The sequence below is a fragment of the Caballeronia telluris genome, assembly GCF_001544495.1.
Lineage (GTDB): Bacteria > Pseudomonadota > Gammaproteobacteria > Burkholderiales > Burkholderiaceae > Caballeronia > Caballeronia telluris.
The window spans coordinates 1-24,942 of record NZ_FCNZ02000022.1 but is presented as its reverse complement, the minus strand read 5'-3'; the positions used below and the strand labels follow the sequence as shown (position 1 = coordinate 24,942).

20 protein-coding genes are annotated in these 24,942 nt (G+C 65.5%); 12 read left to right on the top strand and 8 right to left on the bottom strand.

Going from position 1 to position 24,942, the window contains the following annotated elements:
* The first annotated feature begins 19 nt into the window (after window positions 1–19).
* From ureC to ureG, 4 genes are read left to right on the top strand one after another with little or no spacing between them, the layout of a single operon-like run.
* Entirely contained in the window at window positions 20–1,726 is a 1,707-nt protein-coding gene (gene ureC / locus AWB66_RS24110; protein WP_087632610.1) for an urease subunit alpha, read from the top strand.
* A gap of 2 nt (window positions 1,727–1,728) precedes the next feature.
* A complete protein-coding gene (gene ureE, locus AWB66_RS24105; protein WP_087632609.1) occupies window positions 1,729–2,334 on the top strand; it encodes an urease accessory protein UreE in 606 nt (201 codons plus the stop codon).
* Window positions 2,321–3,001, top strand: coding sequence for an urease accessory protein UreF (locus tag AWB66_RS24100; protein ID WP_087632608.1), 681 nt, complete (start codon window positions 2,321–2,323; stop codon window positions 2,999–3,001). Before ureE ends, AWB66_RS24100 begins: the two co-directional genes overlap by 14 nt.
* 14 nt (window positions 3,002–3,015) lie before the next feature.
* Window positions 3,016–3,666: an urease accessory protein UreG gene (gene ureG / locus AWB66_RS24095; RefSeq protein ID WP_087632607.1), complete on the top strand. Its 651-nt coding sequence runs from the start codon at window positions 3,016–3,018 to the stop codon at window positions 3,664–3,666.
* A gap of 13 nt (window positions 3,667–3,679) precedes the next feature.
* Here the strand turns inward: ureG and waaA are convergent, their stop codons facing one another.
* The 4 genes from waaA to AWB66_RS24075 form a co-directional block, all read right to left on the bottom strand.
* Window positions 3,680–5,002, bottom strand: coding sequence for a lipid IV(A) 3-deoxy-D-manno-octulosonic acid transferase (gene waaA, locus AWB66_RS24090; RefSeq protein WP_087632606.1), 1,323 nt, complete (start codon window positions 5,000–5,002; stop codon window positions 3,680–3,682).
* 28 nt (window positions 5,003–5,030) lie between these two features.
* Window positions 5,031–5,915, bottom strand: coding sequence for a Kdo hydroxylase KdoO (locus AWB66_RS24085; RefSeq protein WP_087632605.1), 885 nt, complete (start codon window positions 5,913–5,915; stop codon window positions 5,031–5,033).
* Between the two features lie 152 nt (window positions 5,916–6,067).
* Complete coding sequence (gene waaC, locus AWB66_RS24080) at window positions 6,068–7,063, bottom strand: lipopolysaccharide heptosyltransferase I (RefSeq protein WP_087632674.1); 996 nt, start codon at window positions 7,061–7,063, stop codon at window positions 6,068–6,070.
* A 141-nt stretch (window positions 7,064–7,204) separates the two neighbouring features.
* Entirely contained in the window at window positions 7,205–8,611 is a 1,407-nt protein-coding gene (locus tag AWB66_RS24075) for a phosphomannomutase/phosphoglucomutase (RefSeq protein WP_087632604.1), read from the bottom strand.
* A gap of 429 nt (window positions 8,612–9,040) precedes the next feature.
* Between AWB66_RS24075 and AWB66_RS24070 the strand changes: the two genes are divergently transcribed.
* Genes AWB66_RS24070 through AWB66_RS24050 form a run of 5 tightly spaced genes read left to right on the top strand, consistent with a single transcriptional unit; the run spans window position 9,041 to window position 14,482 of the window.
* Window positions 9,041–10,336: an oligosaccharide flippase family protein gene (locus AWB66_RS24070; protein ID WP_087632603.1), complete on the top strand. Its 1,296-nt coding sequence runs from the start codon at window positions 9,041–9,043 to the stop codon at window positions 10,334–10,336.
* Window positions 10,333–11,139 (top strand): glycosyltransferase, encoded by an 807-nt coding sequence (locus tag AWB66_RS24065; RefSeq protein WP_087632602.1) that lies wholly within the window; start codon window positions 10,333–10,335, stop codon window positions 11,137–11,139. The genes AWB66_RS24070 and AWB66_RS24065 overlap by 4 nt, the downstream gene beginning before the upstream one ends.
* Window positions 11,136–12,275, top strand: coding sequence for a glycosyltransferase family 4 protein (locus AWB66_RS24060; RefSeq protein ID WP_087632601.1), 1,140 nt, complete (start codon window positions 11,136–11,138; stop codon window positions 12,273–12,275). Before AWB66_RS24065 ends, AWB66_RS24060 begins: the two co-directional genes overlap by 4 nt.
* A gap of 22 nt (window positions 12,276–12,297) precedes the next feature.
* Window positions 12,298–13,332, top strand: coding sequence for a UDP-glucose 4-epimerase GalE (gene galE / locus AWB66_RS24055; protein ID WP_087632600.1), 1,035 nt, complete (start codon window positions 12,298–12,300; stop codon window positions 13,330–13,332).
* Window positions 13,333–13,372: 40 nt separating this feature from the next.
* On the top strand, window positions 13,373–14,482 hold the full coding sequence (locus AWB66_RS24050) for an MraY family glycosyltransferase (RefSeq protein WP_087632599.1): 1,110 nt from the start codon (window positions 13,373–13,375) through the stop codon (window positions 14,480–14,482).
* Between the two features lie 21 nt (window positions 14,483–14,503).
* Here the strand turns inward: AWB66_RS24050 and AWB66_RS24045 are convergent, their stop codons facing one another.
* The 3 genes from AWB66_RS24045 to AWB66_RS24030 all read right to left on the bottom strand — a co-directional run bounded on the left by AWB66_RS24045 (window position 14,504) and on the right by AWB66_RS24030 (window position 18,493).
* On the bottom strand, window positions 14,504–15,325 hold the full coding sequence (locus tag AWB66_RS24045; RefSeq protein WP_087632598.1) for an alpha/beta fold hydrolase: 822 nt from the start codon (window positions 15,323–15,325) through the stop codon (window positions 14,504–14,506).
* Between the two features lie 832 nt (window positions 15,326–16,157).
* Entirely contained in the window at window positions 16,158–17,246 is a 1,089-nt protein-coding gene (locus tag AWB66_RS24035; protein ID WP_087632596.1) for a glycosyltransferase family 4 protein, read from the bottom strand.
* Window positions 17,246–18,493 (bottom strand): oligosaccharide flippase family protein, encoded by a 1,248-nt coding sequence (locus AWB66_RS24030; RefSeq protein WP_087632595.1) that lies wholly within the window; start codon window positions 18,491–18,493, stop codon window positions 17,246–17,248. Before AWB66_RS24030 ends, AWB66_RS24035 begins: the two co-directional genes overlap by 1 nt.
* A 403-nt stretch (window positions 18,494–18,896) precedes the next feature.
* Between AWB66_RS24030 and AWB66_RS24025 the strand changes: the two genes are divergently transcribed.
* Window positions 18,897–20,111, top strand: coding sequence for a glycosyltransferase (locus AWB66_RS24025; RefSeq protein WP_087632594.1), 1,215 nt, complete (start codon window positions 18,897–18,899; stop codon window positions 20,109–20,111).
* Window positions 20,112–20,190: 79 nt separating this feature from the next.
* On the opposite strand, the gene AWB66_RS24020 is transcribed toward AWB66_RS24025, so the two are convergent.
* Entirely contained in the window at window positions 20,191–21,351 is a 1,161-nt protein-coding gene (locus tag AWB66_RS24020) for an acyltransferase family protein (protein WP_087632593.1), read from the bottom strand.
* 509 nt (window positions 21,352–21,860) lie between these two features.
* On the opposite strand from AWB66_RS24020, the gene AWB66_RS24015 reads away from it, so the two are divergent.
* Complete coding sequence (locus AWB66_RS24015) at window positions 21,861–23,342, top strand: hypothetical protein (protein ID WP_087632592.1); 1,482 nt, start codon at window positions 21,861–21,863, stop codon at window positions 23,340–23,342.
* A 92-nt stretch (window positions 23,343–23,434) separates the two neighbouring features.
* The gene (locus AWB66_RS24010; RefSeq protein WP_087632673.1) at window positions 23,435–24,640 is read left to right on the top strand and encodes a glycosyltransferase; all 1,206 of its coding nucleotides are present in this window, start codon (window positions 23,435–23,437) and stop codon (window positions 24,638–24,640) included.
* Window positions 24,641–24,942: the final 302 nt, after the last annotated feature.

The following is a 24,942-nucleotide window of genomic DNA, read 5'->3' as shown; positions in this document are numbered from 1 at the left end:
TCTTTCCGGATGACATGAAATGACGCTACGCATCGGCCGCCGCGCCTACGCGGAAATGTTCGGCCCGACTACCGGCGACCGTGTCCGCCTCGCCGATACCGATCTCCTCATCGAAGTCGAACGCGACTTCACGACCTACGGCGAAGAAGTGAAGTTCGGCGGCGGCAAGGTGATTCGCGACGGCATGGGCCAGTCGCAGCGCGTCGCCAACGACGTCGTCGATACGGTCGTCACCAACGCGCTGATCCTCGATCACTGGGGCGTCGTGAAAGCCGACATCGGCATCAAGGGCGGACGCATCTTCGCCATCGGCAAGGCAGGCAACCCCGACATCCAGCCGGGCGTGACCATCGCCATTGGCGCGGCCACCGAAGTGATCGCCGGCGAAGGGATGATCGTGACCGCAGGCGGCATCGATTCGCACATCCACTTCATCAGCCCGCAGCAGATCGACGAGGCGCTCGCAAGCGGCGTCACGACCATGCTCGGCGGCGGCACCGGTCCCGCGACGGGCACCAACGCGACCACCTGCACGCCGGGCCCGTGGCACATCGAGCGCATGCTGCAGGCCGCCGACGGCTGGCCCGTCAACCTCGGCTTTCTCGGCAAGGGCAACGCAAGCCTGCCCGAGCCGCTCACCGAGCAGATCAAGGCGGGCGCGATCGGCCTCAAGCTGCACGAGGACTGGGGTACGACGCCCGCCGCGATCGACAACTGTCTTTCCGTCGCCGACGACACCGACACGCAGGTCGCCATTCACACGGATACGCTGAACGAAGCGGGCTTCGTCGAGACGACGGTTGCCGCGTTCAAGGGCCGCACGATCCACACGTATCACACGGAAGGCGCAGGCGGCGGCCACGCGCCGGACATCATCAAGGTCTGCGGCGAGTCGAACGTGCTGCCCTCCTCGACCAATCCCACGCGCCCCTACACCATCAACACGCTCGACGAACACCTCGACATGCTGATGGTCTGCCATCACCTCGATCCGTCGATCGCGGAAGACATCGCGTTCGCCGAGTCGCGCATCCGTCGCGAGACGATCGCAGCCGAAGACATCCTGCACGACCTGGGCGCGCTCTCGATGCTCTCGTCCGATTCGCAGGCGATGGGCCGTGTCGGCGAGGTGGTGATCCGCACCTGGCAGACCGCGCACAAGATGAAGGTGCAGCGCGGCGCGCTGCCCGAAGACAACGCGCGCAACGACAACTTCCGCGCGAAGCGTTACGTGGCGAAGTACACGATCAACCCGGCGATCACGCACGGCATCGCGCATGAAGTCGGTTCGATCGAGCCGGGCAAGTGGGCCGATCTCGTGTTCTGGGAGCCGGCGTTCTTCGGCGTGAAGCCCGCGATGATCGTCAAGGGCGGCATGATCGCCGTCGCGCAGATGGGCGACCCGAACGCCTCCATTCCGACGCCGCAGCCGGTGCATTATCGCGAGATGTTCGCGACGCGCGGCGGCGCGCTCGGCAAGACCTCCCTCACGTTCGTCTCACAGATGGCCGCGGACGCGCGCATCGCGGATCGCTACGGACTCAGCAAGCTCGTCGTGCCGGTGAAGAACTGCCGCAACATCAGCAAGGCCGACATGATCCACAATGCCTGGCAACCCTCGGTCACGGTCGATCCGGAAACGTATCAGGTCGTCGCGAACGGCCAGCTGCTGACCTGCGATCCGGCCACCGTCCTGCCGATGGCTCAACGCTATTTCCTCTTCTGACCATGCGCACCATCGACAAACGCCTCACCGCCAAACTCGCGCCCGTGCTCGTCAAGCGCGCGGCGACCCTCACCCTTGCCTTCGATGCACGCTGCAAGAGCCGCCTCGCCGCCACGCTCGACGGCGGCGAGGAAGTGGCGCTCGTGATGCCGCGCGGCACCGTGCTCGCCGACGGCGACGTGCTCGTCGCAGACGATGGCGCGCTCGTTCGCGTGATCGCGGCGGTAGAGGACGTGCTCGTCGTGCGCGCGCCGGACGCGCTCACGCTCACGCGCGCGGCCTACCATCTGGGCAATCGCCACACGCCCGTCGAAGTCGGCGCGGACTATCTGAAGCTCGAAGCCGATCCGGTGCTCGAAGCGATGCTGCGACGCCTCGGCGCGCAGGTCGACCATGCGTCGGCGCCATTCCAGCCGGAGACCGGCGCGTATGGCGGCGGTCACAAGCACGGTCACGACGAGACGTTCAGCGAAGACTACGCGCTCGCGCAAAAGGTCTTCGACGAGCATCACGGCCATGCGCACCCGCATGATCACGATCATTCGCACGACCACGATCACTCGACGTGCGGACACGAACACGGTCATCACGGTCATGCGCATCGCTGAACTCACGGCGCTGCTGCATCTGGCGTCGCCGGCACTGCCGATCGGCGCGTTCAGTTATTCGCAGGGACTCGAAGCGGCGATCGAGCACGATCTGATCCGCGATGGCGACAGCGCCCGCGACTGGATCGCGAGCGGCCTCGCGCATGTTCTCGCGCGCGGGGAGTTGCCGTTTCTCGCGCATCAGATCGAACGCTGGCGCATGCACGATCGCGCCGCGCTTTCCATCGCCGACGGGGAGTTCCTCGCGAGCCGCGAATCGGCGGAACTGCGGCGCGAGACGCAGCAAATGGGCTGGTCGCTCGCGCAGTTGTGCGCCTCGCTCGAATGGGGCGACGACGACCGCCGCGCGACACTCGATACGCTCAAGCCCGTCGCGCTGCCGACCGCCTTCGCGTTCGCCGCCTGCGCTCACGATGTCTCGCCCGAAGCAGCGCTCGCCGCGTATGCGTTCAGCTGGGTCGAGAACCAGGCGGCGGCCGCCTTGAAGTCGGTGCCGCTCGGACAGCTCGCGGGACAGCGGATCATCGTCGCGTTGCGCGAACCGATCCATCGCGCGGTCGCGCAGTCGCTCGCCACGACGTCGGACCAGATCAACACCTTTGCGCCGCAGCTCGGCATCCTGTCGGCGCGGCACGAGTCGCAGTATTCGCGGCTCTTTCGCTCCTAATCAACCGATCCAACATGAACGCACCCGCTTATTCCGCCGCTGCCCGCCGAACCAAGAAGCTGCCGCCGTTGCGTGTCGGCGTGGGCGGGCCGGTCGGCTCCGGCAAGACCACGCTGCTCGAAATGCTGTGCAAGGCGATGCGCGAGAAGTACGACCTCGTCGCGATCACCAACGACATCTATACGAAGGAGGACCAGCGCCTGCTGACGGTCGCGGGCGCGTTGCCTGCCGAGCGCATCATGGGCGTGGAGACGGGCGGCTGTCCGCATACGGCGATCCGCGAAGACGCTTCGATCAACCTCGAAGCCGTCGATCAGATGATCGCGCGCTTTCCCGATGCGGACATCGTGTTCATCGAATCGGGCGGCGACAATCTGGCGGCCACGTTCAGTCCGGAGTTGTCGGATCTGACGATCTACGTGATCGACGTCGCGGGCGGCGAGAAGATTCCGCGCAAGGGCGGACCGGGCATCACGAAATCGGACCTTCTCGTGATCAACAAGACCGATCTCGCGCCGCATGTGGGCGCGAATCTGGACGTGATGGCATCGGACGCGAAGAAGATGCGTGGTGAGCGGCCCTTCGTGATGTGCAATCTGAAGGCGCTGGATGGACTGGCCGACGTGGTCGCGTTCATCGAGAAGAAGGGGTTGCTGGCGGTGTAGGGCGCGAGCGGCTTCACTTCGCCGCCAGTTCCTGTCCTTCGAGCAACGCCCCGAGCACGCTCACCGAGCGCGCCGTCGCCCCGCGATGCCGCGCGGCGAACGCCGAAGCCGCCGCGCTCATCGCGAGCCGGCGCGGCTTGTCGTTGAACAGCTCGCGCAAGCCGCGCGCGAGCCCCGGCGGATCGTCGACGCGCAACGCCGCGCCCGCCGTAATCGCATCGTTGGTCGCCTGCGTGAAGTTGAACGTATGCGGCCCGATCAGCACCGGCACGCCCGCCGCGCACGCTTCGATCAAATTCTGCCCGCCGAGCGGCAACAGGCTCCCGCCGATGAACGCGAGATCGGCCGCCGCGTAATACGCGCCCAGTTCGCCCATCGAGTCGCCGAGCAGCACCTGCACGCTTTGCGGCAACGGCCGCGCGGCCGCCGCCCCCGAGGCCGCCGCGACCGCCTTCGGCGCCCACTCCGAGCGCCGCACGCACGACAGCCCCGCGCCCGCCGCCATCGACGCGACTTCATCGAAACGTTGCGGATGGCGCGGCACGAGAATCAGCAGCGCGTTCGGCACATCGAGCGCGGCGAACGCCTGCAGGACCAGCGCCTCCTCGCCCTCGCGCGTGCTCGCCGCGACCCACACCGGCCGATCGCCGATCGCCGCGCGCCACGCATGGCCGCGCGCCTCGAGTTCGGGCGGCGCGCTCATGTCGAACTTGAGATTGCCGAGCACCGCGACGTTGCGCGCGCCGAGCGCCGTGAGCCGCTCCGCATCCGCGGGACTCTGCGCCAGCACACGCGCGAAGCCGCCGAACACTTCGCGCGTCGCGCGGCCGAACTTCGCCGCGCGCCGGTACGAGCGCTCCGACATCCGCGCATTCGCCAGGACGAGCGGCATGTCGGCGCGCTTGCATTCGTCGATGAGCGTCGGCCACACCTCGGTCTCCATCACGATGCCGAGCGTCGGCCGCCATGCGCGCAGGAAGCGCCGCACGAAGCGCGGGACGTCGTACGGAAGGTAGCTGCGCAGCACGCGATCGCCGAACAGCGATTCGCCCGTCGCGCGGCCGCTCGGCGTCATGTGCGTGAGCAGGATGCGGGCTTCGGGATGCGCTTTGAGCAACGCTTCGATGAGCGGTTGCGCCGCGCGCGTCTCGCCCACCGACACCGCATGCACCCAGATGAGCGGCGCGAGATCGTCGGCACGACGGCCCGGGCCTCGGCCGAAGCGCTCGGCGATATGCTCGCGATAGCCGCGTTCCTTCCTCGAACGGATCAGGAGCCGCAAGACCGCGAGCGGCGCGACGATCCACCACAGCGCGCGATAGACGAGCCTCAGCATGCGCGCGTCCGCGCGTCGCGTGCGGCGCTCAAACGAGCGCCCTGCCCTTCAGGCGCTGGAGAATCCCGAGCGGCGCGCACTCCGGCTGCGCCATCGCGTCGACGGGCAGGAAGAACGTCTGCTCCATCATGTACTGGCCGGACATCACCGCGTGCGAGGTCTGATCGGAGAAGCAGACCCACACGCAGCCCGGCGGAAACGGCATGTCCTGCTGCGGCGAAGACTTCTGATAGTCGAGATCTGCCTTCATCGCGTCATGCAGATGCAGCATCAGATGATCGTATTCGCTGCGCGGCGACTTCGTGATGTGCAGCAGGTTCATGAGCCACGCGGCGCCCGGCATCTGCGCCTTGATGTTCGGCAGGAAGCGCTTCGCCATGTCCTCGAACGGTTCGCCCACGCGCCACACGCGCGGCGCGCCGTGCGGATTCACATTCGTGAAGACGCGCAGGATGCGCTCGCCGTAGTTCGGGCGCGACGGAAACGCGTCGACGTGCAGGCGGCTGTCGTCCTTGCGCCAGGACGTGTCGCGCGTTTCCACTTGGTGCAGCCGGAGGCTCGTCGGCGCGACGCGCAGTTTGCCGCGGTACTCCGGAAAGAGCCCGTCGACGAGCGAGCGCGCATTCGCCTGATAGCGTCCGACGAGCGCGCGTACCGCCGACTGCATGACGGCGTCGCCAAGCACGCCGGCAAGCGCGCCGCCATTGGGCGCCAGACTGATGTTCTTCCGTTGCGGATCGGCGATCTTGGGGTCGAGCAGCGCGGCCTCGCCGCCTTCGATCGCAAAGCGCAGATTCGGGAAGTACAGCACCTTGCCACGCTCGACGCCCGCGAGGAGCATCTCGCGCGGCACCGAAAGGTCCCGGCCCTGCCAGTCGCCCGACGCGACTTCGATGATTTGAGATTCGGTCATGTGCCTTCGATATTCCGATGGGCGCGGCGGGGTATCCGCCGCCGTGCCGCGATTGTGCCCCGGCAGGGGTCGATCCGGTCGCCCGGGCCGCGCCGGAAAAGTACCGCGATTGACGGCGCGCAATCCTCCCGTCGACGCCACGCGTGAGCGGCTCAGAGCAGCCCGAAGCCCGCGAGCACCGCCTTGACCTCGGCGAGCGTCGGATGATGGTTCGCGCTGCCGAGATTCACGACGCGCGGCGACCAGTAGCCGCCCGTGCGCCAGGCGGTCGAGAAATTGTACAACTCGACGGTCGGCCGCTTCAGCGCGGCGGCGATGTGCACGAGGCCGGTGTCGACGCCGACCGTCGCGGCCGCGCCCTCGATCAAACCGACCACCGCCGGCAGCGAGAGCTTCGGCGGCACGATCGCCGCCGCGCCGAATTCCTTCGCGAGCTTCTCGCTCGTCGCGTGCTCGGCGTCGCTGCCCCACGGCAGCACGATCGACGCGCCGCGCCGCACGAGCGCCTGCCCGAGCTCGATCCACGCGGCGTCGGGCCATTGCTTGTCGGCGCGGGACGTGGCGTGCACGAAGACGACATACGGCACCGGCAGGTTCAGCCCCGTCTGCGACAGCGCGAGCGCCGCGCGCCGCGTGTCCATGCCGAAGTCGATGTCGTCGGTGGGCTCGGGGCGCGGCAGGCCGAGCGCGACGGCCACCAGTTGCCGCGTGCGTTCGACCACGTGCGTGCGCGGCTCGATCGGCACGCGACGGTCGTAGAAGAAGCGCACCGGCCATTCGAAGCCCGCGCCCTCGGTGCGGTTCGCGAGACCGACGAGCGGCCCGCGCGCCCAGCTCGCGACCCACGCCGTCTTGATGAGGCCTTGGCAATCGATCACGAGGTCGTACTTTTCGGCTTCGAGTTCGCGCCGGAACGTGCCGATCTCGCGCCAGTTCGCGGCCGAGAACCAGCGCTTGCGCCAGCGCCTGAGCGAAAACGGAATCGCGCGGCGCACGCCGTCGACGAGTTCGACGAGACTCGCGAAACTTTCCTCGACGAGCCAGTCGATCTGCGCATCGGGATAACGGCGCCGGATATCGGCGATCACCGGCATGTTGTGGACGACGTCGCCAAGCGACGACACCCGGACAATCAAGATCTTTTGCACGCTGGGAACGATGGGCGCCGCGAGTCGACAGCGGCGCGTGGACAAAATGAGATGGGCGATTTTAGCGCGGCGCGCAGCGGCGGGCCGCATAAAAAAACGGCGCGGCCCCGACGGAGCGCGCCGTTTGGCGGTGCATGAAGCTCAGAACGGCAGCTTCGCGTCCGGCTTCTCGGCGAGGATCACGCGGCGGAAGTCTTCCTGGATGCGCTTCAATGCCGCATCGCTGTCCGCTTCGAAACGCATCACGACGACGGGCGTCGTGTTCGACGAACGCGCGAGCCCGAAGCCGTCCGGATACTCGACGCGCAGGCCGTCGATGGTCAGCACGTCGTCGGCGCCTTCGAATTTCGCGGATTTTTGCAGGCGCGCGATCAGTTCGAAGTTCTCGCCCTCTTCCAGCTTCAGTTGCAGTTCGGGCGTCGAGAGCGAGTTCGGCAGATCGTTCAGGAGCTTGCTCGGATCGGCCACGCGCGAGAGGATTTCGAGCATCCGCGCGCCGGTGTACAAACCGTCGTCGAAGCCGTACCAGCGGTCCTTGAAGAACACGTGGCCGCTCATCTCGCCCGCGAGCGGCGCGCCCGTTTCGCGCAGCTTCGCCTTCACGAGCGAGTGGCCGGTCTTCCACATCACCGGCTCGCCGCCCTGCTCGCGCACCCACTTCGCGAGATTGCGCGTGCACTTCACGTCGTAAATGATCTGGCCGCCCTTGTTGCGCGAGAGCACTTCCTGCGCGAACAGCATCAGTTGACGGTCCGGATAGATGATCTGGCCGTCCTTCGTCACGACACCGAGGCGGTCGCCGTCGCCGTCGAATGCGAAGCCGACTTCGGCGTCGGTTTCCTTGAGCGCCTTGATGACGTCCTGGAGATTCTCGGGGTGCGCCGGATCAGGATGGTGATTCGGAAAGGTGCCGTCGATGTCCGTGAACAGCTCCACGAGTTCGCAGCCGAGCGCCTTGAAAAGCCGCGGCGCGAGGTCGCCCGCGACGCCGTTGCCCGTATCGACGACGATCTTCATCGGACGCACCGGCTTCACGTCGGAGACGATGCGGTCGAGGTAGATCTGCTGGACGTCGAACTCGGTGAAGGTGCCTTCGCCTTGCGTGAAGTCGTCGTTGACGATGCGCTGATAGAGCGACTGAATCTGCTCGCCGTAGATCGCCGCGCCGCGCAGCACCATCTTGAAGCCGTTGTAGTCGGGCGGATTGTGGCTGCCCGTCACGACGATGCACGAATCGACGCGGCGTTCGCCCGAAGGCAGCGGCAGCGGGACGCTCGCGGCGAAGTAGCCGACGGGCGTCGGCACCATGCCGACATCGACGACATCGACGCCTGCCTGGCGCAGGCCGTCGGCGAGCGCGCCGACGAGTTCCGGTCCCGACAGCCGCCCGTCGCGGGCGACGACGACCGAATCGCCGCCCTGCTTGCGGATTTCGCTGCCGAAGGCGCGGCCGATATTGCGTGCGACGTCCGCATCGACGGTCTTGCCGACGATGCCGCGGATGTCGTATGCCTTGAAGATGGATTGGGAAATCTGTGACTGGCTCATGGAATGGCTACCTGTCTATTTAATTGATGGATTCTCGGCGATGCAGCCAGCGGGGCGTGCAGGTCGTGACTGACGGACATGCACGCGCCATGCGGACCACGCGTGCGGGCAATTTCGAAAAAGTGACGAAATAAATTCAGCCGATACCACATTGCAGCTTCGCGCCCGGGCGCAGCTATCGGGAGCGTGCCCGTTCACACTTATAATCGCAGTCTTTCAGCGCTTTCCTGCGCAACTCCTGTGCATTTTCCTGCGCAAACATTCTAATCCAATGCCCGGACGCTCTTTAGCCCTGAACACGTCAAAACCGGCACCAAACGAGGCGCCTGAGCGGGCCAGCGCACATTCCTGCACGCGCGGCATGGCGCGAAACATACTGAACGCGGGTAACCAAGCAACGCGAGCACGGCGCGTGCCCGGTCCTCGCCCATGCTGAGTCGGCTTTCCCGCATCGGCAACCCCGATGTCGCGAAGGCGCTCGCGAATATCATCTGGCTCGGGCTCGAACGCGCGACGCAGATCGTCGTCGCGATTGCCGTCAGCGGCCTGCTCGCGCGCTATTTCGGCCCCGATGCGTTCGGCAAGTGGCAGTACGCGAACACGCTGCTGCTCGTGCTCGCGCCCGTCACGTGGGTGTGCGGCGCGGAAATTCTCGTGCCGACCATCGTCGGGCGGACGCATGCACCGAAAGGCCGGGATGACACACGCGACGACACGCTCGGCCGCGTGCTCGGCAGCGCGTTCGTGCTGCGCATGGGCGTCTCGGCGCTCGCGCTCGTCGGCACCTGGGCGTGGATCGCGTTCGGCCATCTCGATGCGCTCGTCGGCGCGATGCTCGCCGGGCTCGCCGTGACGATGCTGTTTCGCGAGCCGCTCGTCGGTGTGATCAACGCGTGGCTGCAGAGCCTCACCTACAGCAAGCCGCAGCTCGTGACGAGCATGGCCGCCGCGATCGTCAAGGCGCTGCTTGTCTATGCGCTCGTGCGCGCGAGCGCGAACTTCGCGAGCTTCGGCTGGCTGTGGGCGCTCGAAGCGGCGGCGATCGCAAGCGTGCTGGTGCTCTATTACATGCGCCGGCGTGGCGGCACGCTCGGCTGGCGGTTCGATCCGCGCCTGTTCCGGCAGTTCGCGAGCGCGGGCACCGTGTTCTGGATCGGCCTCATCTGCATGTACCTGTTCCTGAAGCTCGACCGCCTGATGCTCGAACGCTTCGTTTCGTTCGCCGACCTCGGACGCTATTCGGCCGCGCAGCAGTTGAACGAAAACTGGATCACGCTCGCGCTGATGCTCGCGCAGACCATCGCGCCCGCATTCGTGTACCGCGTGCAGGACGTCGAGCGCGTAAAGCGCAACGTCGTGCGGCTCACCGCGATGACGGCCGCGCTGATGATAGCCGGCGCGCTCGTGCTCGATCTGCTCGCGGCGTTCATCATCACTGGCGTGTTCGGGCCGGGCTTCGAGGCCGCCGTCGACATCTTCCGCTGGGCCGTGTGGCTCTCGGTGCCGGCTGGGATCGAGGCGATCGGCAATCTCGTCGTGCTGAAATACCAGGCCAAGTTCGTGTTGCTCGCGAAGTGGCTGCTTGCGCTTGGCGTTGCATTCGTCGTCGACTGGATCGCGATTCCGCGTCTCGGCGCGCACGGCGCGCTCCTCGGGCTCGCCGCCGGTTATCTGGTGGCAGCGGGCGTCAATCTCTACTACATCCGCTTCAGGTTGCGCCGATGAACGCGCTCGACGACGTCGCCATCCTGATTCCCGCCTTCAACGGTCAAGGCGAAGTCGAACGCACGCTCGCTTCGTTTCGCGAGGACGCGCCGGTGCGCGTGCTGATCGTCGACGACGGCAGCACGCCGCCGATCGTCGCGCCGCCGATTCCGGGCCTCGATATCGACGTGCTTCGCCTGGCCGCCAACGGCGGCATCGAGCGCGCGCTGGCTGCGGGCATCGACGCACTCGCGCAACGCGGCATCCGCTATGCGGCGCGCATCGACGCGGGCGACCTCGCGACACCCGCGCGGCTCGCGAAGCAGCGCGCGTATCTGGAAGCGCATCCGCGCGTGGCCGCGCTCGGCATGTGGGCGCACGTGGTGAGCACCGAAGGCGCGCCGCTTTTCGACCTCACGCCGCCCGCCGATCCCGCCGCGATCCGCCGCGTGATGCTGATGCGCACCTGCTTCGCGCATCCCTCGATGATGCTGCGCGTCGAGCCCGTGCTTGACGCGGGCAATTACCGCGCGCGGTATCGCGCGGCCGAGGACCTCGATCTGTTCCTGCGACTCATGCAGCGCCACGACTGCGCGAACCTGCCGGAGTTCGGCCTCTACTACGAGCTGAACGAAACCGGCATCAGCGCCACGAAGCGGCGCACGCAGATTCTCTCGACGCTGCGTCTGCAACTGCGCTACTTCCGCGCGGGCAACCTGCCCGACTGGATCGGCGTGGCGAAGAATCTCGCGCATCTCGTGCTGCCTTATCGTGCGCTGCGCCGCCTGAAGACGCGCGCTCTTTCTCGAACCCCTTCCCCATGACAGCACCCGCCAGCCGCCTTCGCATCGCACTCGTCTGCAACACCGCGTGGGCAATCTACACGTACCGGCAAGGCCTCCTGCGCACGCTGACCGAACGCGGCGTCGAAGTCACGGTGATCGCGCCGCGCGACCGCACCGTCGAGCCGCTCGTCGCGATGGGCTGCCGGTTCGTCGAACTGAAGGTGGCGTCCAAGGGCACCGATCCGCGCGACGACCTGAAGACGCTCGCCGCGCTCTGGCGCGAGTACCGCGCGACGCGCCCGCACGCCGTCTTTCACTACACGATCAAGCCGAACATCTACGGCTCGATCGCGGCGTGGCTCGCGCGCGTGCCGTCGATCGCGGTGACGACCGGCCTCGGCTACGTCTTCATCCAGAAGAGCCGCACCGCGATGATCGCGAAGCGCCTCTATCGCCTTGCGTTCCGCTTTCCGCGCGAAGTGTGGTTCCTGAATCAGGACGACCGTACGGCTTTCTTCGATCAGAACCTGCTCGCGCACCCGGAGCGCGCGCGGCTCTTGCACGGCGAAGGCGTCGATCTGGACGAGTACGCGTTCACGCCGCTGCCAGAGCGTGAAGCGTTCGTCTTCATCCTGATCGGGCGCCTCTTGTGGGACAAGGGCGTCGCGGAATACGTCGAAGCCGCGCGGCGGCTGCGCGCGGCCTACCCGCATGTGCGCTTTCAACTGCTCGGGCCGGTGGGTGTAGACAATCCGAGCGCGATCGGCCGCACAGACGTCGAGGCGTGGCAGCGCGACGATCTGATCGACTATCTCGGCGAAGCGCACGACGTGCGCCCGCACATCGCCAATGCGGATTGCGTCGTGCTGCCCTCCTACCGCGAAGGCGTGCCGCGCACGCTGATGGAAGCCTCGGCGATGGGCCGCCCGATCGTCGCGACCGATGTGCCGGGCTGCCGCGAAGTCGTCGAGGACGGCGTGACCGGCTTTCTCTGCGAAGCGAAAAACGCCGCCAGTCTCGCGGAGCAACTCGAACGCATGTTGACCCTCGGCGCGCGCGAGCGCATGGAAATGGCCGCGAAGGGCCGCGAAAAGGTCGCGCGGGAATTCGACGAAAAAACCGTCGTCGAGCGATATAAAGGCACAATACGCGCCATTACCGGCATTTCACTCTGACCAAGATCCCGGAGATTCTTCGATGACTGGCAACGCAAAGAACAAGGGCACGATTCTCGTCACCGGCGGCGCGGGCTTCATCGGCTCGCACACGTGTGTCGAACTGCTCAACGGCGGCTATGCCGTCGTCGTGGTGGACAACCTCGTGAACAGCAATCGCGAATCCATCGCGCGCGTGGAAAAGATCACCGGCAAGGAGATCGCTTTCTACGAGAACGACGCGCGCGACGAAGCCGCGCTCGGCAAGATCTTCGATACTCACCCGATCACCGGCGCGATCCACTTCGCGGCGCTGAAGTCGGTGGGCGAGTCGGTGGCGAAGCCGATCGAGTATTACCGCAACAATCTCGACAGCCTGCTCGTCGTGCTCGACACGATGCGCTCGCGCAACGTGAAGAACTTCGTGTTCAGCTCGTCGGCGACGGTGTACGGCGTGCCGCAGAGCGTGCCCATCGACGAATCGTTTCCGCTTTCGGCGACCAATCCCTACGGCCAGTCGAAGCTGATCGCCGAGCAGGTGCTGCGCGATCTCGAACTGTCCGATCCGTCCTGGCGCATCGCGACGCTGCGCTATTTCAACCCGGTCGGCGCGCATGAGAGCGGGATGATCGGCGAGGACCCGGCCGGCGTGCCGAACAACCTGATGCCGTATGTCGCGCAGGTGGCGGTGGGCAAGCTCGAACGCCTGCGCATCTTCGGCAGCGACTACGATACGCATGACGGCACCGGCGTGCGCGATTACATCCACGTCGTCGACCTCGCGCGCGGCCACATCGCCGCCATCGACGCGCTGACGACACTCGACCGCAGCTTCGTCGTGAATCTCGGCACGGGCCAAGGCTACAGCGTGCTCGACGTGGTGAAGGCATTCGAAGCGGCGTCGGGCAAGCCGGTGCCTTACGAGCTCGTGGCGCGGCGCCCGGGCGATGTCGGCGCCTGCTACGCCGATCCTTCGGCGGCCGAGACGCTGATCGGCTGGCGCGCGCAACACGGCATCGCGCGCATGTGCGCGGACCACTGGCGCTGGCAGTCGCAGAACCCCAACGGGTTCGCTTAAAGGGCCGCTCGGGTCCGCTTCATATCAACGGTCATTTTTCATGCTCAGTTTCGCGCTCGCTTTTCTGGTTTCGCTTCTCGTCACGCTTCTGATCGTGCGATTCGCGCATCTGCATGAGGGATTCATCGGCGATACGGATCTCGCGGGCGTCCAGAAATTCCACACGCGGCCGGTGCCGCGCATCGGCGGCGTCGGCATCCTGTGCGGCCTGTCGGCTTCCGCGATCCAGTTGCACTGGGCGTATCCGGTGGTCTCGGCGGGCATTCTCGCGATCATCGGCTGCGGGCTGCCCGCGTTCCTCTCGGGCCTGATCGAAGATCTGACCAAGCGCGTGAGCCCGCTCGTGCGCCTCGTCTGCACGATGGCGGCGGCCGCCCTCGCCTACGCCGTGCTCGACATCCACGTCACGCGCATCAGCGTGCCGCCGCTCGATTTCCTGCTCTCGTATGCGGTGATTTCATGCGCGGTCACGGTGCTCGCGGTCGCGGCGCTCGCCAACGCGATCAACATCATCGACGGCTTCAACGGCCTCGCGTCGATGGTCTCGGTGATGATGTTCGCCTCGCTCGCGTATGTCGCGTTCCAGGTGCACGACCCGATCGTGCTGTCCGCGTCGCTCATCATGATGGGCGCGGTGATCGGCTTCTTCATCTGGAACTTCCCGGCGGGGCTGATCTTTCTCGGCGACGGCGGCGCATACTTCGTCGGCTTCATGCTGGCCGAACTCGCGATCATGCTCGTGATGCGCAATCGCGACGTCTCCGCGTGGTTTCCGGTGCTGCTCTTCATGTATCCGATCTTCGAGACGTGCTTCTCGATCTACCGGAAGAAGTTCATTCGCGGCATCTCGCCGGGCATTCCCGACGGCGTGCACCTGCACATGCTCGTCTACAAGCGGCTGATGCGCTGGGCGGTCGGCGCGCAGAACGCACGGGAACTCACGCGCCGCAATTCGCTGACGTCGCCTTATCTCTGGCTGTTGTGCCTCGTCGCGGTGATTCCCGCGACGCTCTTCTGGCGCCATACCGTGCATCTGTTCTGCTTCGTCGTCGTGTTCGCGGCGACCTACGTGTGGCTCTACATGAGCATCGTGCGCTTCAAGGTGCCGCGCTGGCTCGTGTTCCGCCGGCCCCATCCGCTGAAGAAATAGGGCCGGCGAAGGCGCGCGTCTTTACGACTCGATGAACGCGAGCAGATCGGCGTTGACCTTGTCGGCCTCGACGGTGCACATGCCGTGCTGGCCGCCCGGATACACCTTGAGCGTCGAGCCTTTCACGATCTTCGACGCGAGTTCGGCCGCGGCGGCGATCGGCACGATCTGGTCGTCGTCGCCGTGGAGGAAGAGCGTCGGGATGTCGAACTTCTTGAGGTCTTCGGTGTAGTCGACTTCCGAGAACTGCTTGATGCATTCGTACTGGCCTTTCATGCCGCCGCGCATGCCTTCCAGCCAGAACAGGTCGATGATGCCCTGCGACACCTTCGCGCCGTCGCGGTTGAAGCCGTAGAACGGCATCGCGAGGTCCTTGTAGAACTGCGAGCGGTTCGCGGCGACGCCGGCGCGGATGCCGTCGAACACGTCGATCGGCAGGCCCCCCGGATTCGCTTCGGTCTTCAGCATGATCGGCGGAACCGCGCCGATCAGCACGGCTTTCGCGACGCGCTTCGTGCCATGCCGGCCGATGTAATGCGCGACTTCGCCGCCGCCTGTCGAATGGCCGACGAGCGTCGCGCCGGTGATGTCGAGCGTGTCGAGGAGCGCGGCGAGGTCGTCGGCGTAGGTGTCCATCTCGTTGCCTTCCGACGGCTGGCCCGAGCGCCCGTGGCCGCGCCGGTCGTGCGCGATCACGCGATAGCCCTTCTGCGACAGAAAGAGCATTTGCGGATCCCAGGCATCGGCATCGAGCGGCCAGCCGTGGGAGAACACCACCGGTTTGCCGCTGCCCCAGTCCTTGTAGAAGATCTCGGTGCCGTCTTTCGTCTTGATCGTGCTCATCGTGCGAAGCTCCTTGGTTGGTGCAACGGTTGGGTCTCGTGCCGGACAGCCCGCTCGCGACGGGCACAAGCAGCATCGTGCTTCATTTGGGGGAAAGTTTCAGGGACCAGGGGCCCGACGTTGCCGCGGGTGGGCGCTAGTGACACCGTGCGGTGCTTCTGCGCTTCTCCGTTATGCAACTTGCTTTCGCGTCGGTCTAATGGCACTGCCCCTGTCCAGGGCGGGACTTACTTTCTTTGCTGCTGCAAAGAAAGTAAGCAAAGAAAGCAGCTCTTCTAAGCAGCAGCCTTGAGGCGGCAACGCTCTCGAAGTACTGAGTGGACATACCGCCTAAGTGTCGCCCTCAAGAACAAGCGGGGCCTGGTGCGATTAACCACTGTGTCATCGCACAGCAAAGGGATTGGCACAGCAGTCATTCATCCGTTTCGGCTTCGCTAACGAGGGGTACATCAGTCGCGCGCTTGAGCTTCGCGGGCAAGGTTAAAAACCGATGGTTTTTGTTGTGCCCCTCGTCCGAGCGAAGCGCGGACGGAGCTGTACGGAGCGCTTACCACTCCGTGTAAGTGCAGGAGGTGTCAGTGCGTGCGCGTGCCTAGCCGCGTGGATGTTTGAGGGTGACACTTAGGCGGTATGTCCACTCAGTACTTCTAGTGCGTTGACGTGCTGTGACTGCTGACTAAAAAGCTGCTTTCTTTGCTTACTTTCTTTGCAGCAGCAAAGAAAGTAAGTCCCGCCCCGGACAGGGGCAGTGCTAATAGACCGACGTGAATAGAAGTTCCACAGAAGCACAAGCGAAAGCGCATCAGCCGGCAGACAAAAAAACAAAAAACCCTCACGCCGGCGCCGTCCGCGGCATCCCCCGCGTAACTTCCTGCGCCACCGCGAGATACCGCGCCGCCGTATCGGCGAGCGTCAGGCCGCCAAGCGGGCGCAACGAGCGCGGATCGCCGAGCGCCTCGACGAGCGCGCTGGCATAGGCGGCCGTATCGTCGGGATCGCACAGGTGAACGCCCGGAAAATCGGCGGCGAAGCTGAACGGCCGGATCGTGCTCGCGACCACCGGCACGCCCGAGGCCAGCGCCTCCAGAAACGCAATACTGTGCCCTTCCGAACGCGACGGCATCGCGAAGACGCGCGATTGCTGCAACAGGTCCGCCACGTCCGAGCGCGGCCCGTCCAGCGTCACGCGCGAAGCGAGCCCGAGCTTCGACACCAGATCGCCCACGGCCGCGTGATACGCAGGGTCCTCGATCACGCCGCACAACAAAAGCCGCGCCTCGGGCACGGTCTGCACCACGCGCTCGAACGCATGCACCGTCGAAAGCTGGTTCTTCACCGACGTGTAGCGTCCCACCTGCACGATCTGCAAACCGCCGTTCGCGTCCTCGATGCCCGCGAGCGGCCGGCGGCCAAAACGCGCCATGTCGACGCCGTTCGGAATCAGCGTCATCGAAGGATGACGGCCGACGGCGCCGACGTAATCGTCGATATTCGTCGGCGACACCGCGATCACCGCCCGCGCGCGCCGCGACAACATCCGCTCGACCCGGCGGAACACGTAGCTCTCGAAGTCGTTGGTCGCGGAATGCATCACGTAGACCACCGGCACCTTGAGCGGCAGCGTCCGCGCATAGAACGCGGGGATCGTCGCGTGGGCGAAGAGCACGTCGGCCCGATAACCCTTGACGGTCTGGTAGAGATTCCACAGCTTGCCGACGCGCCCGTGCATCCGCGCCGGGAAGAGACACTGCACGCCGTTTTCGGTCAGCTCGTCGCAGAGCGGGCCGAAATCGTCGTGAGCCGGCGTGAGCGCCGTGACGCCGACCGTCTCGCCGCCGCGCTGCTGATGTATCGCAAGATCCTTCGCCAGCACCTCCGCGCCGGACAACCGCGGAGCCAGAACCAGGTGAAGTATGCGCATCACGCCTCCCTGACGATTCTAAAGAGCATCCAGCCCGCAGCCGATCCCAGTCCGACGGTCATCGCCCAGGCAATGCCGGTGACGCCCCAGTAATGCGTCGCGACCGGCACGGTCACGCACAGCACGATCGCCTGGATGATCGACGCGTGCGTCGCCACCTTCGGCATGCCCACCGCGCGCAGCCACGACACCAGCACCGCGATCACCGCGCCGATCGCCATGTTGATCACGAAGATTTTGAAGAGCGGCACGGCGGGCAGCCACGCCGATCCGAGCACGAGTTGAAAGAGCGGCTCCGCGACGAGGCGCAGCACGATCACCAGCAGCGCAAGCCCGATCGCCGCGAGCACGAGATAGCGGCGAAAGAGGCGCTGCGCGGACTGCACATCGCGGCGGTGATGTTCGGAGAACGTCGGGAAGAGATACTGCGACATCGCAATGGCGGCATCGGCGAGCAGCATCTGCGCGAGCTTCGACGACATCTGGTACGCGCCGAGCTGAAGCGGCCCAAGCAGCTTTGCGACGATCACCTTGTCGAACTGGTTGAGAAGCAGGTTCACGACGCTGCCCGCCCAGATCCAGCGGCTGAAGTTCACGTAATGCCCGATGCCGGAAAACTTCAGGCGCAGCGGCGGGCGCGGCGACATCGTGGTCCAGGTGAGCGTCGTCTTGAGCACCTCGCCCGCGACGAGGCCGATCAGCACCGAATACGCGCCGAGTCCCGCGAGCGCGCAGACGAGGCCGACGGCGCAGTCCGTGAACGCCACCGACGTCTCGACGCCCGCGAGCTTCTGGAAGCCGCGTTGCCGTGTGACGATGAAGTACGCCGGCGATGCGATGCCGCGCAGAATCGGCAGGAGCGCGGCGAGCAGCAGGAGCCCGATCGAGCCGCCGAGGTGAAACTGGCTGCTCATGAAAGGCGCGAACACGGCAATGAGAATGCCGATGAGCACGCCGCGCGCGGTGAGCGTCGCCCAGACGGCGCTCAGTTCGCCGGAATCGGGCGCATCGCGTCCTTGCACGACGGCCTGCGCGAGGCCCGTATCGGAAAGCGACTCCGCGATCGCGACCGCGAGCAGCGCGATGCTGACCGCGCCGATCGCCTCCGGGCCGAGGATGCGGCCGATGGCGAGAAACTTGACCGCGACGAACCCGCGCACGACGACCTGTTGAAGCAGTACCCAAAACGCCGCATCGTGATCGAATCGCGCGCGCGCCGGTAAGAATGGAAGCCGGACTGATCTCACTAAGTATTCCCCGCGCTGCTGGTGGTTCCGGACCGCTGCGCCTCGCGTCGTGCGGACCGATGGGCTCGCAGGACGCGCAAGGCGCGCTTTCAAAGTGGTGTGATTCGGCGCCACGACTGTGCGCTCGTACTTTTCCACGAAGTATGCAAAAGGTATCGTGGCAAAGTCCCCAATGGACGCCAACGCGTAGTCGAAATCGGCCCGAAATTTCACATCGTGTGTGCTTCGCCACTGTCTTCTGACGCCGAAAATCGCGGGAAATTGGCGCGTGCTGCCCATCGAGCAATGCTAGTGTTGGATTCGTCGGCTCAATGCCGCTCATGCACCCTTCATGCACCGCACTCGCGCCCGATGGCGCAAAAGTACGGTCCGCGATTCCTCACCTTTCGGATACCACCGACGCATGCGAAACGACACCGTCCTCATCATCGAGCCGAACTTCAGCGGCCACCGCTGGCGCTACGCCGAATGGGCGGCCAACGCCTACATGGAAGCGGGCTATCGCTGTCTGATCGTCACCGACCCGCTCAACGCGAGCCATCCGCTCGCGACGAAGATCCGCGCCGAGGACCGCCCCGAACTGCAGATCGAATTCGTCGCGCCGCCGGGCCGCAATGAACGTCGGGGGCTGTCGTCGCGGCTGTCGTCGATCAGCTACGCGCGCTTTCATCAGGACTTCCGCCACGCCTTCGATATCGCGAGCCGCGGCCACCGCGTCGCGCTCGTCGTCGTGCCCTACGTCGACTACTTCTTTCTCGCGCTGCCGTTTCTCGGTTCGCCGTTCGGCGTGACGCCGTGGGTCGGCATCACGATGCGCTCGAACTTCCATCACGAGCAGGTCGGCGTGAGGGCACCGCGCCGCCCGCTCGTGAATGCGGCGAAGGCGCTCCTCTTCATGCGCGCGATCGGCGCGCCAGGACTCAAGACGCTGCTCACGATCGATCCGACGCTCGCCGACTGGTGGACCGACATCGGCCACCGCGACGCACGCGCGCCGAAGCAGGCCGCTGCCATCGAATATCTCGCCGACCCGTTCCCCGACGCGCGCGCGGCGGAACCGCAGCTCGCGAAGGCGCGGCTCGGCCTCGGCGGCGGCAAGCACGTGCTCGTGTATGGCGCGATCAACGACCGCAAGGGCGTCTTCGAACTGGCCGCCGCGCTTGCCGCGCGTCCGGCCGACGCGAACGCGCCGACGCTCGTAATCGCGGGCGCGCAGGACGAGGACGTGCGCTCGACGCTCGCGGCAGTCATCGCGAAGATCGTGCCGAAACCGGTCGTGCTCGACACCTTCATTTCGAGTGAAATCGAGCTCGACCTCTTTTCGGCATGCGATGTCGTGTGGCTCGGCTACAAGGGGCACTACGGCATGAGCGGCGTGCTGGTGCAGGCGTATCGCTTCGGCAAGCCGGTGGTCGCCACGGCCGACGGACTCATCGGCTGGTTCTGCCGCACGGGCGAACTGGGCCCGGTCGTGGACGAACTGAGCCCATCGACGATCAACCGCGCGCTCGATGCCGTGCTCGCCGGTGCGCCGCATGCGACGCCGGGCGCCCAGCATCTGCTCGAACGCAACACGCTCAGCCAGTTCAAGCAGACGCTGCGGCAGGCGGTTGCCTGAAGGCTTCGCGAATCTCGCATCAATAAAGAAAGCGGCGCATGCGCCGCTTTCTTTATGTCCGCCCTGCGGAGCAACCGCTTCAGGAAACGTGGCCCGCCGCAGGCACTTCGATCGCCTTGCGCTTCGCCGGGAAGAGCGCATCGCGGATGCGCAGGAACGGAAACTCCACGGCGCGCGTCGTCACGTAGCCGACACCGATTGCAATCGCGAATTGCGCCGCCATGATGAACGCCCAGGACGGGATCGCTGGCAGGCCCAGAGCCGCCGCCTTGCGGATCAGGATGTCGCCGGGTGCGAGCGCGAGCGAGTGCCACAGATAGATGCCATACGAATAGAGACCGATCCAGCCGATGCCGCGATAGATGAACGAATCGCGAATCGAGCCCGAGTATTCGATCGTCAGCACGATGAGCGCGGTGAAGCCGATGGCCTGGAGCGTATAGCCGATGCTCTGGTCGAGCGCGACATTGCGCGTGCCGAATACGAGCCACGCGACGAGCAGCACCACCGCCGCGATCAACGCCTTCTTGCGCGCGGCGATCGATCGGTAGACGGCCGGCTTGAGCCAGTAGAGCGTCGCGAGCAGCACCCCGAAGAGCAGGCTGTCGATGCGGTATTGCGTGTAGAAGAACGTGCCGTTCAGGTCGCCGTTCGCGACCGCCGCGCTGCGCGCGACGAGCACCAGCATGCAGATCGCGAACAGCACGCCGATGATCGCGTTCGCCTTGAGCTTGAGCCGCGCGAAGCCGATCAGAAGGACCGGCAGGAACAGGTAGAAATGCTCCTCGACCGCGAGACTCCACGTCTGCGCAATCGACGACCCGAAGTAGTTCTGCATGTGCGTCAGGTTCTGGACGAGAAAGGTGCTCGTCGGATGGCGCCCTGCAAACACATGAAAGAGGATCAGCACGTAATACGCCGGCCAGATCTTGAACATCCGCCGGACGATGAAGCGTCCCGCGTCGATGCGTCCGTCCTGCGAATATTGCTTGAGCAACAGGCCGCCGACGAGAAAGCCGCTTAACGTGAAGAACAGGTTGACGCCCTCGTGGCCGAAGCTTTTCAGCGGCATTTCGATCGCCGCAATGAACGCGCTGCCCGTCGGATACGAGTGGAAGTGGTAGCCCATCACCGCAATGATCGCGATTCCGCGGATGAAATCGAGTTCGATCGATCGCGCGGGTGCGGAATTCGATGCCGGCTTCGCCACTTGCGTGCGTTTCGCGCCGAACAAGCCCATGGCCTCCCCCTATTATTCGAAGGTCTTTGTTTAATGACGGTCCTGGCAATGCCGCCTCGTATCGCTGCGACGGACCTTTCTTCGACGCGTCCGACGGCTCGGACAGCGTGCCGCAAGCGCTTTTTACCTGGCGTCTTCTCGAAGCTTTCCGGCCTATGAATCTTCTGCCGAGAATGCCGGTTTGATCCGCCAACATGCTGTCGTTCGCGGACATCGGCACGGCACGGATGTTCGACCCGCAACACTTTTCCGGGCCCTCGTCGGCACGCGCGCCTCAAGCGTGGTGCGGCGCACACGGGCGTCAGTCGTTTCGCGCCGAAGGCTAGTTCTTAGGCGCCGCCGCGGCGGCGTGCGCTTTGTGCCGCTGATATATTCGACCCACAAATACGGGGGTACCCGGGAGTCCGTGACTGCGTTCCAATGGAGCGCGACAATGGGTTGCCGAGTACGCAGCGGCCTCGCAGCCGCCATGAAGAGCTTAAAGAGCAAGTGAGCCGAGAGAGAACGATATGCGCAACAAATACGCCCTCTTCTGGATGTGGATGTTCCTGCTGCCCCTCGCGCTCGACTTCAAGGGGGCGGAATCGTCGAGCAAGATCCTGCAGATTCTTCTGGTGGTTCCGACGGTTGCCGGCGGCATCGCCCTGATGCTGATCGCTCCGCGCTTCGCGCGCCGCTCGCGCTTGCGCAGCTTCGTCACTGCCGCGCTGCTCGTCACCATCCTCGGCAGCGTCTTCACGCAGCTCGTGCAGGGCAACGACATGGGCAACTACTTGCGCGTCATCCTGCCGTTTCTCCTGATGCTGCTCGGCTATTTCGTCGGATGTCATCCGTGGAATCAGGAGCGCCTCGAGCAGATCGAAAAGGTGATGTTCTGGTCGATGGTGATCTCGCTCTTCTTCAGCTTCGCCTACGGCTGGGCGACGGGCGGCGGCCTCGAGAACGTCCGCTTCCGGATCGTCTCCGTGACGTTCCTTTGCCTGCAGGGACTGCTGCTGCATGAATTCGTCGTCGCCAAACGGCTCACGAAGATGTCGGTCGTGCTCTTTCTCGTGACGATCGTGATCGAGCTCCTGAGCGTCACGCGCAGCCTGCTCGTCGGCACCGTGCTGCTCTTCATGTTCGCGACCTGGCTCGCCGCGCCTTCGCCGCGCCTGTTGCTCAAGGCCGGCGCGCGCGCGACGATGATCGGCGTGCTGCTGATCGGCATGGTATTCGCCGCCGCCGCCGTGTTCCCAAGCGTCGCGGAACACTGGACGCAGCGCATCTTCTTCTCCGCGGAAACGACATCCGGGCGCGATCCGACCACGATCACGCGCCTCGCCGAAATGAAGGACCAGTACGATCAGACGACCTCGTCGGCGGTGTCGCTGCTCGCCGGCATGGGATACGGCCACGACTATCGCTATTCGCCCACGTACCTGCCCGACCTGGCAGGCCAGATGAGCGCGAAGGATTTCTACGCGATCAAGGAATGGGCGGCCGGCCACAACTTCTGGGTCTATCAGCTGTTCGCGGGCGGCATCCTGTTCGGGCTCGCGCTGCCGATCGGCGTGATCTTCGCGCTGTGGCGCGGCTCGCAGGCCTATCGCGCGTGGCGCCGCCGCGCGCCCGACGTGCTGTACCTGCCGGTTCTCGGCCGCGCACTGCTCGTGCTCGCCTCGCTGCCCGCGACCTCGGTCGGCGGCAACCCGCTCGGCAACCGTTTTTCGGGGCTCGTATTCGGCGTCGCGCTCGGCCTGCTCGTCGCGAGCTACGGGCGCATTGCTCACGCGATGCGTCTGCGTGCGATGGCCGGCCCGTCGCAGGCCCGGCCGACATATCGTTCGAATTTCGGCCCGAATTTCGGTCCGGAATACGGTCCGTTCGAACCGGGCATGGGCGAAGGCGGCCCGGAGATGCTGCCGTCGCATCCGGCACAGACGCCGTCCCTGACGCATGGACGACACCAGCCGCCTTCCGGCTCGAGCACGCTCGCGCCGCTCGGCTGAACGACATCCGGCGCTTGGGCGCCTGACGCATCCGCGCGGGCCACGGCGCCGCGCCGCGTTCCTGCTTCTTCCGGTTCAACCCGTACATGCACATGAAGATCCTCCATCTGCTTTCGACCATCGACCCCCGCGCCGGCGGCCCTACGGAAGGCGTTCGCCAGAGCGGGATCAGCCTGAAGTCGATGGGACACGACGTCGAAGTCGTGACGCTCGACGATCCGCACGCGCCCTGGCTCGCGGCTTTTCCGCTGAAGGTGCACGCGCTCGGGCCGTCGAAGGGGAACTACGGGCTCTGTCCGCGCCTCGTGCCGTGGCTTCGCGACCACGCGGCGCGCTTCGATGCGGTGATCGTCAACGGCCTCTGGCAATACCATAGCTATGCCGCGTGGAAGGCGCTGCGCGGCATGGGCGTGCCGTACTACGTGTTCCCGCACGGCATGCTCGACCCGTGGTTCAAGCGCACCTATCCGCTCAAGCATCTGAAGAAATCGCTTTACTGGCCGTGGGCCGAATATCGCGTGCTGCGCGATGCGGAGCGCGTCCTCTTCACCGCCGAGGAAGAGCGCGTGCTCGCGCGGCAATCGTTCCGGCTCTATCGCGCGAACGAGGAAGTCGTCGCGTTCGGCACGAACCCGCCTCCCGGCGACGGCGAGCGTCTGCGCGCGGACTTCCTTGCCGCGTATCCGCAACTTGCCGACAAGCGCCTGATCCTTTTTCTCGGCCGCATCCACGAGAAGAAGGGCTGCGATCTGCTGCTCAAGGCTTTCGCTTCCGTGCGCGATCTCGATGCAAGCGCGCATCTGGTGATGGCCGGCCCCGATGGCGGCGAATGGGGCGCGCAACTGCAGACGCTCGCGCGCGAACTGGGCATCGCGGAGCGCATCACCTGGACGGGCATGCTCGCGGGCGATGTCAAGTGGGGCGCGTTCCATGCAAGCGACGCGTTCGCGCTGCCGTCGCATCAGGAGAACTTCGGGATCGCGGTGGCGGAGGCGCTCGGCTGCTCGCTGCCGGTGCTGATCTCCGACAAGGTCAACATCTGGCGCGAAGTGAAGACCGATGGCGCGGGCATCGTCGGGACCGACACCGTGGAAGGTGCCGCCGACATGCTGCGCCGCTGGCTCACGCTGCCCGCCGCCGATGCCGCGAAGATGCGCGCGCAGGCGCTCGCCACGTTCACGAAGCGCTTCACCGTCGATGCGATGTCGCATGATCTGGTGCGGCTTTTGCGCCACGGCGCGCATCACCGCAATCGGGCGATGAGTGAGCCGCCTCGGACTGCTTCGTTCAAGCCGTGAGGGTTGCCGCTGGCGCTTATGGTTGGGGCTGGTTTGGTTCGTTGAACGCCGTCTGATGCGCTTGCGCTTCTCTGTTGTGGAACTTGCTTTCGCGTCGGTCTATTGGCTCTGCCCCTGTCCGGGGCGGGACTTACTTTCTTTGCTGCTGCAAAGAAAGTAAGGGAAGGTCTGAACAACCCGTTTTCTGCTTTGGATGTCTAACTGAGCATATTCAGAATGAAGATCCCATCGTCATCTGCATCGCGCTGGACTGCTGCCGTTCGCGTCTTGGCAAGCACAGCAGCGCGCTCGCGGTACGCGCT

Coding starts and splice junctions, on each gene's coding strand:
- ureE (WP_087632609.1), top strand. CDS start 1,729: ATGCGCACCATCGACAAACGCCTCACCGCCAAACTCGCGCCCGTGCTC.
- waaA (WP_087632606.1), bottom strand. CDS start 5,002: ATGCTGAGGCTCGTCTATCGCGCGCTGTGGTGGATCGTCGCGCCGCTC.
- AWB66_RS24020 (WP_087632593.1), bottom strand. CDS start 21,351: ATGGGCTTGTTCGGCGCGAAACGCACGCAAGTGGCGAAGCCGGCATCG.
- AWB66_RS24035 (WP_087632596.1), bottom strand. CDS start 17,246: ATGCGCATACTTCACCTGGTTCTGGCTCCGCGGTTGTCCGGCGCGGAG.
- AWB66_RS24025 (WP_087632594.1), top strand. CDS start 18,897: ATGCGAAACGACACCGTCCTCATCATCGAGCCGAACTTCAGCGGCCAC.
- AWB66_RS24065 (WP_087632602.1), top strand. CDS start 10,333: ATGAACGCGCTCGACGACGTCGCCATCCTGATTCCCGCCTTCAACGGT.
- ureG (WP_087632607.1), top strand. CDS start 3,016: ATGAACGCACCCGCTTATTCCGCCGCTGCCCGCCGAACCAAGAAGCTG.
- galE (WP_087632600.1), top strand. CDS start 12,298: ATGACTGGCAACGCAAAGAACAAGGGCACGATTCTCGTCACCGGCGGC.
- AWB66_RS24015 (WP_087632592.1), top strand. CDS start 21,861: ATGCGCAACAAATACGCCCTCTTCTGGATGTGGATGTTCCTGCTGCCC.
- AWB66_RS24060 (WP_087632601.1), top strand. CDS start 11,136: ATGACAGCACCCGCCAGCCGCCTTCGCATCGCACTCGTCTGCAACACC.
- AWB66_RS24045 (WP_087632598.1), bottom strand. CDS start 15,325: ATGAGCACGATCAAGACGAAAGACGGCACCGAGATCTTCTACAAGGAC.
- AWB66_RS24085 (WP_087632605.1), bottom strand. CDS start 5,915: ATGACCGAATCTCAAATCATCGAAGTCGCGTCGGGCGACTGGCAGGGC.
- AWB66_RS24100 (WP_087632608.1), top strand. CDS start 2,321: ATGCGCATCGCTGAACTCACGGCGCTGCTGCATCTGGCGTCGCCGGCA.
- AWB66_RS24075 (WP_087632604.1), bottom strand. CDS start 8,611: ATGAGCCAGTCACAGATTTCCCAATCCATCTTCAAGGCATACGACATC.
- AWB66_RS24050 (WP_087632599.1), top strand. CDS start 13,373: ATGCTCAGTTTCGCGCTCGCTTTTCTGGTTTCGCTTCTCGTCACGCTT.
- AWB66_RS24070 (WP_087632603.1), top strand. CDS start 9,041: ATGCTGAGTCGGCTTTCCCGCATCGGCAACCCCGATGTCGCGAAGGCG.
- ureC (WP_087632610.1), top strand. CDS start 20: ATGACGCTACGCATCGGCCGCCGCGCCTACGCGGAAATGTTCGGCCCG.
- AWB66_RS24010 (WP_087632673.1), top strand. CDS start 23,435: ATGAAGATCCTCCATCTGCTTTCGACCATCGACCCCCGCGCCGGCGGC.